The sequence below is a fragment of the Paenarthrobacter sp. TE4293 genome, from assembly GCF_050435325.1.
Classification (GTDB): Bacteria; Actinomycetota; Actinomycetes; order Actinomycetales; family Micrococcaceae; genus Arthrobacter; species Arthrobacter nitroguajacolicus_C.
Window position 1 is genome coordinate 1 of sequence record NZ_JBNJRY010000009.1, and the last position, 12,112, is coordinate 12,112.

Annotated in this window: 8 protein-coding genes; 2 read left to right on the forward strand and 6 right to left on the reverse strand. The window is 63.3% G+C overall.

The window, feature by feature from the left end:
• Window positions 1–852 precede the first annotated feature (852 nt).
• Both tyrS and QF015_RS17375 read right to left on the reverse strand, forming a co-directional pair.
• Window positions 853–2,163, reverse strand: a complete 1,311-nt coding sequence (gene tyrS / locus QF015_RS17370; RefSeq protein ID WP_310201097.1) for a tyrosine--tRNA ligase — start codon at window positions 2,161–2,163, stop codon at window positions 853–855.
• Between the two features lie 37 nt (window positions 2,164–2,200).
• Complete coding sequence (locus QF015_RS17375; protein WP_310201099.1) at window positions 2,201–4,429, reverse strand: HelD family protein; 2,229 nt, start codon at window positions 4,427–4,429, stop codon at window positions 2,201–2,203.
• A 274-nt stretch (window positions 4,430–4,703) separates the two neighbouring features.
• On the opposite strand from QF015_RS17375, the gene QF015_RS17380 reads away from it, so the two are divergent.
• Window positions 4,704–6,284 (forward strand): sensor histidine kinase, encoded by a 1,581-nt coding sequence (locus tag QF015_RS17380; protein ID WP_310201101.1) that lies wholly within the window; start codon window positions 4,704–4,706, stop codon window positions 6,282–6,284.
• Window positions 6,285–6,311: 27 nt separating this feature from the next.
• On the opposite strand, the gene QF015_RS17385 is transcribed toward QF015_RS17380, so the two are convergent.
• On the reverse strand, window positions 6,312–6,986 hold the full coding sequence (locus QF015_RS17385) for a DNA-3-methyladenine glycosylase (RefSeq protein ID WP_429390289.1): 675 nt from the start codon (window positions 6,984–6,986) through the stop codon (window positions 6,312–6,314).
• Window positions 6,987–7,068: 82 nt separating this feature from the next.
• Between QF015_RS17385 and QF015_RS17390 the strand changes: the two genes are divergently transcribed.
• Window positions 7,069–8,619: a DNA-3-methyladenine glycosylase 2 family protein gene (locus QF015_RS17390; RefSeq protein WP_429390290.1), complete on the forward strand. Its 1,551-nt coding sequence runs from the start codon at window positions 7,069–7,071 to the stop codon at window positions 8,617–8,619.
• Window positions 8,620–8,634: 15 nt separating this feature from the next.
• Here the strand turns inward: QF015_RS17390 and QF015_RS17395 are convergent, their stop codons facing one another.
• The 3 genes from QF015_RS17395 to QF015_RS17405 form a co-directional block, all read right to left on the reverse strand.
• On the reverse strand, window positions 8,635–9,372 hold the full coding sequence (locus tag QF015_RS17395; protein ID WP_310201107.1) for a maleylpyruvate isomerase family mycothiol-dependent enzyme: 738 nt from the start codon (window positions 9,370–9,372) through the stop codon (window positions 8,635–8,637).
• A 76-nt stretch (window positions 9,373–9,448) separates the two neighbouring features.
• Window positions 9,449–10,864, reverse strand: coding sequence for an argininosuccinate lyase (argH, locus tag QF015_RS17400; protein ID WP_429390291.1), 1,416 nt, complete (start codon window positions 10,862–10,864; stop codon window positions 9,449–9,451).
• Window positions 10,861–12,066 (reverse strand): argininosuccinate synthase, encoded by a 1,206-nt coding sequence (locus tag QF015_RS17405; RefSeq protein ID WP_310201111.1) that lies wholly within the window; start codon window positions 12,064–12,066, stop codon window positions 10,861–10,863. Before QF015_RS17405 ends, argH begins: the two co-directional genes overlap by 4 nt.
• Between the last annotated feature and the right edge of the window lie 46 nt (window positions 12,067–12,112).

A 12,112-nucleotide genomic window follows, 5' to 3' on the forward strand; every position in this document is an offset into this window, starting at 1 on the left:
ACTATTGAGTTCTCAAACAACAGACACTACCGGCACCACCCACACCCCACAGGGTCCAGGATCGCTCCGGAGCAACTTTTCAAACTTACCCGAACCAGCCGCACAAAGCAAACCAGCCACCGGGCCTCCCACACCAACCAGAAGCACACAAAAGCACTACCGAAACCGGCGATTTGAAGGGAGATGGTCGCTAACTTTCCGCATCAGCGGCGGCGACTCGAATAACTTTACACGCGCCCCACCCCCACACCAAATCCACCCCAACACCACCCAAAAACCCCGCAAACACCAGCAAAACAAGCCCCCACACCCACCAAACCACCCCAAAACCCCCACAACAACCACCCGTGAAACCCATCACACCACCAACCACCCCACAACCGAAACACCACCCCCCAAACCCCACCACCGCCGTCGACCATTCACTCACACCCGCGAAAGGTGAGAGAGCGTCCCGCCAAAACGGGCGAAAGGTGAGAGAGCGTCCCGCCAAAACGGGCGAAAGGTGAGAGAGCATCCCGCTCAAACGGCCGGAAGGTGAGAGAGCATCCCGCCAAAACCGGCGAAAGGTGAGAGAGCATCCCCCACAAACCCGCGAAAGGTGAGAGAGCGTCCAAAGGAGGCGGGGGACATCCGGCAGCGCGCGTCCAAGGGAGGAACGACCGAGCGCGCAGAGGATGGCCCCCGCCTCCGCCGCCGCCCCTACCCCAGCTGCCGCCCGTCGCCCCCGCCGCCGTCGCGGCCCAAGCACGGGTCGCAACCCAACCACTCCCCCCACGACCACGATTAAACGCATAAAGGGCCGGCAACCATAACGGTTGCCGGCCCATTGAATCCGAGGAAATTCAGGAGCTACGCAGAAACCTCTATAGTGGCAAGGTTCTTCTTGCCACGGCGAAGCAGCAGGTAGCGCCCATGAAGCAGTTCATCCTGGGCTATGACGGCTTCGGGATCGGACACCTTGGTGTTGTTCACGTAGGCACCGCCTTCGCCTACGGTCCGGCGTGCTGCCGACTTGCTGTCGGACAGACCCGATGCCACCAGGAGATCAATGATCCCCAGGCCATCGGTGCCGACCTTCGCCGAGGGAAGCTCCGCGGTGGCGGCTTCAAGGGTGCGCTCGTCCAGAACTGACAGGTCGCCGTTCCCGAAGAGTGCAGCCGAAGCGGCGATCACCTTCTCCGTGGCGTCGACGCCATGAACCAGTGAAGTCACTTCGAAAGCGAGCTTTTTCTGCCCTTCGCGGGCGAACGGACGCTCCGCCACGGCCTCGCCCAGTGCCTCAATCTCTGCACGTGAGAGGAATGTGAACACCTTGAGCCGATCCACAACATCCGCGTCCGCCGTGTTCAGCCAGAATTGGTAGAAGGTGTACGGGCTGCACATGTCCGGGTCCAGCCAGATGGCGTTGCCCTCGCTCTTTCCGAACTTGGTGCCATCGGAGTTGGTGATGAGCGGCGTACCCAGGGCGTGGACGCTCTTGCCTTCCACCTTGCGGATGAGTTCGGTTCCACTGGTGAGATTGCCCCACTGGTCCGAGCCGCCCGTCTGCAGCGCACAGCCGTAGTCGCGGAAAAGCTGGAGGTAGTCCATGCCCTGCAGGATCTGGTAGCTGAATTCGGTGTAGCTGATGCCTTCGTCAGAACTCAGGCGGGAAGCTACGGCATCCTTGCGCAGCATCGTGCCCACGCGAAAGTGCTTGCCGATTTCACGCAGGAAATCGATGGCGCTCAGCGGCGCCGTCCAGTCCAGGTTGTTGACCATGCGGGCAGGGTTTTCGCCCTCAAAGCTGAGGAAGCGGCGCACCTGGCCCTGCAGGTACCCGACCCACTCGGCAACGGTGTCCTTGGTGTTCAAGGTGCGTTCCGCCGTCGGGCGCGGGTCGCCGATCAGGCCGGTGGAACCGCCGACCAGTCCGAGCGGCTTGTGTCCGGCCAACTGCAGGCGGCGCATCACCAGCAACTGCACGAGGTTACCCAGGTGCAGCGACGGCGCGGTCGGGTCGAAGCCACAGTAATACGTGATCGGGTCCCCGGCGAGCAGCTTTTCCAGTTCCGTTTCATCAGTTGAAACGTGGACAAGGCCGCGCCATTTAAGCTCCTGCCAGACGTTGGCAAAGGCGGGATCGTTGTGCTGGGACTCGAGGTTGTTTACGTGTGACACGAGATCTAAGTTAGCAGGGTTGCAGGGTCCGTTTTTCCTAGCGCTCGATGCCGGCGGGTACCGGTGCGGCAGCAATGAGCCGCAAACGCTGGGTGGCCCTCGTCATGGCAACGTACAGGTCGCCCACCTTGCCATGCTCGTGGTTGAGCATCGCGGCTGGTTCCAGGACCACTACGCCGTCGAACTCCAGACCCTTTGCTTCCTTGGGACTGATCACCACGATGTCCTGTTCGTAGCTGCCCGCACCTGTGCCTATGCGGCGCCCATAGACCTCCCGCAGTGCAGCAGTGGCCTGCGGCAACAGTGGCCCGTCGGCGATCACAGCCAGCAGGCCGCCGTCGATCGCTTCAATTTCCTCCGGCAGGACCTCCACCAAGTGCGACACGATGCTGTCCGCGTCGACGCGGTCCACGATGGGTGACCATTTGCCTTCGCGGACGGCCTTGGGTGCCGAGACAACCAGGCCTGCGCGGTTGGCCATGCGGACTGCGGCCTCGGCGATCTGCGAGGGCGTGCGGTAGTTGACCGTCAGCTCTTCGAGCGTCCAGCGGTCACCGAACGACGGCGCCAAGGCACTTTGCCACGAATTGGCACCTGCCGCGGCACTCGTCTGGGCTATGTCACCAACGATAGTGAAGGACTTCAGCGGGCAGCGCCGCACAAGAAGCCGCCACTGCATGGGTGAAAGTTCCTGGGCTTCGTCAACCACGATGTGGCCAAAGGCCCACGACCGGTCACTGGTGGCGCGCTCAGCTGCCGTCAGGCGTCCTTCGCGCTCCTGGTTTTGGTCAGCGAGTTCCTCAGCCGATACAAGAACGTCGACGCCCATGGCTTCCATGTTCGCCAGGGTTTGCTTGGCATTGGCGATGTCGCGGGCGCGATCCGCTTCCTGCTGGGCCAGTCCCCTGCCGGCAGCCGGATCCAGTTCGCCCAGCAGTTCGGCAGCCTCATCCAAGAGCGGAACATCGGCCTCCGTCCACGGCGCGTCCACGGGGCGCTGCAGCAACGAACGCTGTTCAGGCGTCAGGTGCGGCGTGCAGGCTTCGAGGATGGCCGGCTTACTGAAGAGCTCGGAGATGAGCTTCTCGGGTGTCATGGGCATCCAGCAAAGGTTCAGGGCAATGCGGACATCGCGGGCAGAGCGGACATCCTCGGCAAGGTAGGCCCGATCGGCGTTGTTGCCGATGTTCGCTTCCTCCACCAGATCCGTGAGTTGCTCAGTGAGCTCGCGCAGAAGGATTTTGACGAATGTCAGGCGGGCCTCGTTGTGGGGCTTACCAGTAGCGCGTGCCTTTTCACGGGCACGACGGACCTGACGAACCGTCAGGGTCAGCTTCCGCGAGTCAACTTCGAGGATGCGGTCCTCGGCGGGTGTCCTTTGCCTGTTTGCCACGGCGTTGGCCACCACCTTGGCCATATCGAGCTTGCCCTTCAGCGCGGCTACGTCTGCGTTGTCCTCCGGAATGGCATGGATCCCGGGCATCAGGCGTCCGAGGCTGGCCATCACCACACCCGTCTCACCGAGGGATGGCAGCACGCGCTCGATGTAGTGCATGAAGGACGACGACGGTCCAACAAGCAGCACACCGGCACTCTTGAGCCGGTCACGATGCGTGTACAGCAGATACGCCGCGCGGTGCAGTGCGACGGCCGTCTTGCCCGTTCCGGGGCCGCCTTGGACGACGAGAGCGCCCGAGATGGAGGAGCGGATGATCCGGTCCTGCTCGGATTGAATGGTGCCCACGATGTCCGACATGCGGCCAGTACGCTTGGAGTTCAGCGCGGCAAGCAGTGCGCCTTCGCCTTGGAGCGAGTCGTTGTCCGCCAGCATCCCGGCGTCCAAAACGTCGTCTTCGATCGCTTTGACATCGCGGCCCTGAAGGATCAGGTGACGACGGCGGCGCACGCCCTGGCGGTCGAATGCGGTCGCCTGGTAGAAATGGCCGGCTTCGGGCGCACGCCAGTCAACCATCAGCCGCTGGAGGTCAGCCGTCGACAGGCCGATGCGGCCGATGTACTGGGCTTCACCCGAGTCGAGGTCAAGGCGGCCGAACACCAAACGGTCATCGACGGCGTCGAGCTGCGCCAAGCGGTCTTCGTACAGGGCCGCGAACGCGTCACGTTCGGAAACGTTCTGCATGGTTCCCACTGCTCCGGCCTTGCGCACCTGCGCCAGCTGGGCGCGCTTTTCGGCGCGCAGCTCATCGAGCCGGGCATAGAGCCCGGCCACATATTCCTGCTCGTGGACCAAATCAGCATCGTGCATCGAACCGTAACCCCTATCGCAAAAGACAGACCGTCCATTCTACAGCGATTTTGGTAAACGCGTGGGGTGAAAGTCATCATCCGGACAACGTCACCTCCATATGCCGGGCACCAGGCGGCCCAACTGCGCATCCCGACGACTTTTCAGTCCGCCACACAAACAGACCTCAGCGGAAGCTTCGGCTGGGTATGCTGACGACTAACGGCACCAAGCCTGTGTTTTGAGGCTGTTTCTGGGGAGAGGGCTGGCAGTCATGAAGGACACGTCCGTTTTTATGCCATTGGATGACTTCTTCGACAAAATCGGCAGGCGAAGAGCAATCGTTCTGTGCCAACTGCCAGTGACTCTGGCCATGGGCCTGATCATTGTCTTCGTCATTCTTTTCAGCCCGGAAACGATGGCCAATCAGACGTTTCAGCTGACGCTGGCCTTTCATGTGCTGGTGCTGGTCGCCTGCTTTGCCCTGCCGTGGGACCGGATGCCGGCCGGAATCTTCGTGGTTATACCGTTGGTTGATTGCGTGGTGCTGGCCATCACCCGCGAAGTTGGGGGCCCGGTCCTGAGTGTCGTAACGCTGCTCATGGCATTCCCTGTCATTTGGCTCTCCGTGAGCGCCAGTGTGGTGAGGGTCGTTTTGGCCATTGCAGCGCCTTTTTGCGGGATTATCGCCTCCCCGTTCCTGCTGGGGAACGAGGTTGAGCAGGCCGAGCTCATCCGAATGATTGTGGTCCCGGTCATTCTGGCGGGATTTGCGGTGACGGCTCATCTGGTAGCGGGGGTAGTTGTTAAGCACAGAAACGAGCAAGTCCTGAAAGACCGGGAGCTGGTCCGGCTGCACAAGGTCACGCAGGATCATCGGCACCTACTGGACGCCGTCCTGGGGACCGTGGATGTGGGTGTGTGGGCGATGGACACCAGCGGCGGCGACATCCTCACCAATCACCGCTTGCGCGCGGACCGGGAAGCCAGCCAACAGATGCCAGGCAGTAACCCGTTCATGGTTGACCACGGGCTGACGGAGCCGGTCGACAGTCCAGCAGGACTCGCCATGTCCGGGCGCAGCTTTACCAACAAGCTGATCCGTGTGCGCCATGAAGACCAGGAACTGGTCTTCTCAGTCGCGGCCAGGCAATTCCATGACGACGACGGCCAGCTGAGAGGTTCGGTTCTGGCGTTCACCGACGTCACGGCGTTGGTATCCGCGCTCGAAGCGAAGGACAAGTTCGTAGCCACCGTGTCCCACGAGCTTCGCACCCCCCTGACATCCATGCTCGGATACCTGGAACTCCTGGGAGATGACCCGAACCCGGGGTACCTGAGCGTCATCGAGCGGAATGCACAACGTCTGCTGACCCTGATCAATGATCTCTTGATGGTGGCATCCGAGGACCTTGAGATTCGCCGACGGCCGGTCAACCTGTCCCACTTGATGAATGCTGCAGCCCGGACTGCACAACAGGAAGCATCGGCCAAGGGCATCATTATTCATGAGCACATTGAGACCGATGTTCAGGGAACCGTTGATCCGGGCCAGTTCACCCGGGCCGTCGAGCAGCTGCTGTCCAATGCCATCAAGTTCTCGCCACATGGCACCGAGGTCACCGTTGCCTTGAAGAATCAGGATGACGGATTCATCTGTTCCATCACGGACGAGGGCGTCGGGATGACAGAGGAAGAACGCCGACAGGCATTCACCAAGTTTTTCCGATCCGATCACGCCATGAAGACAGCCGTCCCCGGCGCAGGATTGGGACTGTCCATCAGCAAAGCCATCGTGGAGGCGCACGGTGGACATATCGACCTCGAAAGCAGTCCCGGGAAGGGCACAACGGTCACCTTGAACCTGACCCACTAGCGTGGCCCTGCCTTGATCTCCGCCTAATCAACCAGCAGGCGGCTGTTTCGGGCTTCTGGGCCGTGCTGCTTTATACCGGGACACCGTTGGGTCGTCTTCGATCCAGAAACGCCACGGATAAGCCGTAGTCCCGCCAGGACCCGCCACTCCAACCCGCGGTCCGCTGACCACCGCCGGTGCCGGCGTCCTGGGCAACCACAAGCTGAACGGTGAAGCAAGGGCGTCACGGCCGGTGTCCGCCGTCGTGAGTCCCAGTGCCGAAGCGAGCCGGGCCGGGCCGCTGGCCAGGTCCCTGTGCGCCTTGGAGGCCGGCCTGCGTAGGGCAGCGAGCTCATCTCCGTCCACAATTTCCCCTGCCCGCAGTAGCAGCGCCGATGGGAATCCGTCCGGCCCGCACACGATGTTCGCGCAGTAATGCATCCCGTACGTGAAGTAGACGTACAGGAAACCTGGCGGGCCGAACATCGGCGTGTTCCGGGCCGTCTGCCCACCGAAGGTGTGCGATCCGGGATCAGGATGTTCTGAATCGCGCGGCCCCATGTAGGCCTCCACTTCAGTGAGCCTCACGGAGACAGGACCGGCATCTGAGTGGTGCGTCAGGACGGATCCCAGCATCAACGGGGCGATGACACGTGCGTCGCCTGCAAGGAACCTGCGTACTTCATCGGGGTCGCTGATTCCGTTGTCCGTGATCGAATCCATGCCCAGACCCTAGCAAAACCGGCACTACGGCAATGTCCGATTTCCGCTAGCAGGGGTCGGGGCAGGCTGGCAGGATGGAGCCATGGACTTCTGGCAGCGCTACAGGGCAATAGACGCCCGCGACACCCGGTTCGACGGCCAGTTCTTCACTGCTGTCAGCTCCACCGGCATCTACTGCCGGCCATCTTGCCCTGCCCGGACGCCCAAGGCCGGGAACGTCACCTTCTACGAGACCTCTGCCGCTGCCCACGAGGCCGGGTATCGCGCCTGCAAGAGGTGCCTCCCTGAAGCTGTTCCCGGAACGCCGGCGTGGAACATCCGGTCGGACATTGCCGGCCGGGCGATGCGGCTCATCAACGATGGTGTCATCACCCGGGAAGGCGTCGACGGCCTCGCGCGCCGCCTTGGCTACTCGGCCCGGCAGCTCAACCGCATCCTCAGCAACGAACTGGGCGCCGGTCCGCTCTCTCTGGCACGGGCCAGCCGGGCACAGACTGCCCGGACACTGCTGGTCTCCACCGAAATGCGCCTCGCCGATGTCGCGTTCGCTTCAGGGTTCAACAGCGTGCGGCAATTCAACGACACCATCGGCGAAGTGTTCGCGATGACCCCGACGGCGTTACGCGCCACTGGCGCGAAGACCGGCCAGCGCCGGGGTGCTGCAACGCCTTCCGACCTCGCCCCTGGCACCCTGACGCTCACCCTCCCCTACCGGGAGCCGTTCGATCCTGGCATTTTCGATTTCCTGGCGGTTCGTGCGGTCCCTGGAATCGAACTGTCAGGTTCAGGGCCTGACGGAACCCGGACCTACGCGCGAACCCTCAGGCTACCGAGGGGAAATGCGTCCTTCTCCGTGACATACAGCCCCTCATCGGCTGGCAAACCCTTGCAGCTCACAGCTTTGGCAGTGGATCTTCACGATCTTCCAGCATTGTTGAGCCGTGTCCGGCGACTCTTCGATCTGGATGCCGATCCGCAGGCTATTGATGACGCCTTGGCCATGGACCTCCGACTGGTTAACAGCGTGCTGGCCACCCCTGGAATCCGCGTGCCGGGAGCTGTCGACCCGCAGGAACTGCTCATCCGGGCCATGATTGGCCAGCAGATCACCGTGGCCACGGCCCGCACGGCCCTCACCCAGTTGAGCGTGGCAGGCTCCCCCGCCGGGGCTGGCGCTCCAGGCTTGGAGCGCTTGTTTCCGACGTCCTCTGAGCTTGCTGACCATGGCCGGACCCTGCTCCGGGGACCTCAGCGCCGAATCGACTCGATCGTGGCCACCGCAGATGCGATGGCCACTGGCGCCCTCGAGTTCGGTTATGGCGACGACTTTGCCGGCTTGGAACGAAAGCTGCTCCCGTTGCCCGGCGTAGGACCGTGGACGGTGGGCTACGTGGCGATGCGTGTCCTCGGCGCTCCGGATGTCTTTCTGGCCAACGATGCCGCGGTACGCAGCGGTTTGAAGCTCCTTCCTGCCGATACAGGACTCAGCGCCGACTTCCGCGAGGTCAGCCCTTGGCGTTCTTATGCCACCATGCACTTGTGGCGGGCAGCGGCCAAACGGACAACTCTGAAGGCGTCCCCCGGAAACACGCCGGAGGTGAGAGAGCGTCCCCCGGAAACACGCCGGAGGTGAGAGAGGAGCCGGGTGTCAGCGCGCGGCGGGCTGCGCGGCCGGCCAAGGCAGCAGCTCCGGCAGTTCAACTCCGTCAGCGGCGGCGGTAGCGCGCAGACTCCCGAGGCTGGGTTCACGGCCGGCGAGCCACGCGGCGATATCGGTCAACATGCCGGTAATGGCGATGGATGTGCCACCGTGGCCAATGCTCTGCTGGGGCAAGCCAGTGGGTTGCAGGACAAATTTGTACGTTTCCGGAACTCGAGCTGCAAGGAATCCGATGAGGTGCTCACAGAACGGCCGGCTCCATGTCTCGGGGCCAAAGCCCAGGCGCAGATCCGAGGCGTGGATGGTCAGTTCGCGCCACAACGCCAGGCCTCCGTCGAACACGGTACCGTCCCTGTAAGCGATTCGGGCGTCCCAGTCCTCCGGCGCTAAAGCATCAAAGGCGTCGATCGCGCTACCCACGGCGGTGGTGACGGCTTCAGTGTGCTGGGCGAGGCTGTGTCCGGCCGCGAGTTCGATGGCCTTGTTACGCCCGTCCATGCCGCCGTCGTACAGTTCAACGGTCTCACCGCGGCGCGCATAGTGGAGTTGCCTGGCCATGGCATGGGAGATTCCTGCGAGGTGGGCAAGGACATGGCCCCGGGTCCAGCCAGGAAGCTCCGACGGTTCAGCGACGGATGAGTCGTCCAGTTTGGCGAGGAGGCGGGTGACGGTGCCGGCGGCTTTGTGAAGCTCTGCGGGCAGCGCCTCAGGGGTGATCTGAGTCATAGCGCCATGCTAGCCCACCCGGTTAAAGACCCGTGGGATGGCGACGAAGCGCCATCCCACGGGTCACGCGAACAAGCTAGCCGGCGTAGGAACGCACGGCATCCAGTTCCGCTTCGAGCGCCACCAGTTGACGTTCGACGGCGGCTGGTGCCGTTCCGCCCTGCGAGTTCCGGCTGTTGAGCGAACCTTCGGTACTGAGGACGCTGCGGACCTCGGGAGTCAGGTGCTCCGAGATGGCTGCGTATTCCTCGTCCGTCAGGTCCCACAGCTCCACGCCCCGGCCTTCGGCCTGCTTGACGGCAGCACCGGAGAGCTCGTGGGCCTCACGGAAGGGTACGCCCTGGCGGACGAGCCATTCTGCGATATCCGTGGCCAAGGCGAAGCCCTGCGGGGCCAGTGATTCCATGCGCTCAGTATTGAACTTCAACGTGGCGATCATGCCGGACACAGCCGGAAGCAGGAGCTCCAGGGTGTCGGCAGCATCGAAGACCGGTTCCTTGTCCTCCTGCAAATCGCGGTTGTACGCGAGCGGCAGTCCCTTGAGAGTTGCGAGCAGCCCCGTCAGGTTACCGATGAGGCGTCCTGCCTTGCCGCGTGCGAGCTCTGCAACGTCCGGGTTCTTCTTCTGCGGCATGATCGAGGACCCTGTGGAGTACGAATCATGCAGCGTCACGAAGGAGAATTCCTTGGTTGCCCAGAAGATGACTTCCTCGGAGATCCGTGACAGGTCCACGCCGATCATGGAGCACACCCAGGCGAACTCGGCGAAGACATCGCGGGATGCGGTGCCATCGATCGAGTTGTGCACGGCCGAGAAGAAGCCGAGGTCCGCGGCGACTGCCTCGGGGTCGAGGCCCAGGGACGAACCGGCCAGCGCACCCGAACCATAGGGCGAAACACCGGCGCGTCTGTCCCAATCCTGCAGGCGCTGCACATCGCGCAGCAGCGCCCAGGCGTGAGCCAAAAGGTGGTGGCTCAGCAGCACCGGCTGGGCATGCTGCAGGTGCGTCCGGCCAGGCATGGCAACGCCATGGTGTGCCTTGGCCTGCTCCACGAGGGCGTCGATGGTGGCCAGGACACCGGAGGCAATGATGCGTGCGTGATCGCGCAGGAACATGCGGCCAAGGGTGGCCACTTGGTCATTGCGGGAACGGCCGGCGCGAAGCTTGCCGCCCAGCTGGGTCCCGGCACGCTCAATCAGTCCGCGTTCCAGCGAACCGTGCACGTCCTCGTCGCTCTCGGCCGGAAGGTAAGCGCCGCTGGCGACGTCCTCATCCAGCCGGGTGAGCGCAGCGAGCATCCCTTCCAGTTCGGCGTCGTCCAAGAGACCGGCCTTGGCCAGCACCCGGGCATGCGCCTTGGAACCGGCGATGTCGTAACGGGCAAGCCGCCAGTCAAAGTGGGTGGACTTGCTCAGTGCGGCCAGCGCATCCGCGGGACCGCCGGCAAACCGGCCGCCCCACAGTGCACCTTCGTTGGTTGCGCTTGTCATTCCCCTGCAACCCGCAGGTCGCGGCCGGAAGCAACCTTGGAGGACATGCCCCACAGCTCGATGAAGCCGCGGGCCATGGACTGGTCGAAGGTGTCGCCGGTGTCGTAGGTTGCCAGATCGAAGTCGTACAGCGAAGTCTCGGAACGGCGGCCGTTGACGATGGCCTGGCCACCGTGGAGGACCATGCGGATGTCGCCTGAAACGTACTGCTGGGTGTCCTCGATGAAGGCGTCCAGGGAGCGCTTGAGCGGGGAGAACCATTGTCCGTCATACACCAGTTCAGCCCAGCGCTGGCCAACGGTGGCCTTGAAGCGGGCCTGCTCGCGCTCGATGGTGATGTCCTCGAGGTGCTTGTGCGCGGTGATCAGCGCCATGGCACCCGGTGCTTCGTAGATTTCGCGGGATTTGATGCCCACGAGGCGGTCTTCGACGACGTCGATGCGGCCAACGCCCTGGGCGCCTGCACGGCGGTTCAGTTCCTGGATGGCCTGCAGCGGGGTGACCTTGACGCCGTCGATCGCGACCGGCACGCCGGCCTGGAAGGAGATGATGACCTCATCCGGTGCAGGCGGAAATTCTGGGGTGGCGGTGTAGTCGTAGATGTCCTTGGTGGGAGCGTTCCAGATGTCCTCGAGGTAACCGGTCTCGACGGCGCGTCCCCAGACGTTCTGGTCGATCGAGTACGGGTTCTTCTTGGTGGTCTCGATCGGCAGGCCCTTTTCCTCGGCGAAGGCAATGGCCTTGTCGCGGGTCAGCGCGAGGTCGCGGACAGGTGCGATGCACTTCAGGTCCGGGCCGAGGGTCTGGATGCCCACTTCGAAGCGGACCTGGTCGTTGCCCTTGCCGGTGCAGCCGTGGGCTACGGTGGTGGCGCCGAACTCGCGGGCAGCCTTCACGAGGTGCTTGACGATGACCGGGCGGGAAATAGCCGATACCAGCGGGTAGTGACCCTGGTAGAGGGCGTTGGCCTTCAGGGTCGGCATGGCGTACTCGTTGGCGAACTCGTCGCGGGCGTCGGCCACATAGGCCTCGACGGCGCCGCAACCGAGCGCGCGCTGGCGGATGGTCTCGAGGGACTCGCCGCCCTGTCCGACGTCGACGGCCACGGCGATGACCTCGGCACCGGTGGCTTCACCGATCCAGCCGATGGCTACGGACGTATCAAGGCCACCGGAGTAGGCCAGAACAATGCGCTCAGTCACGAGAGTGCTCCTTTGTTGTTGCTTGGTTCATTCGAATCAATGCTGT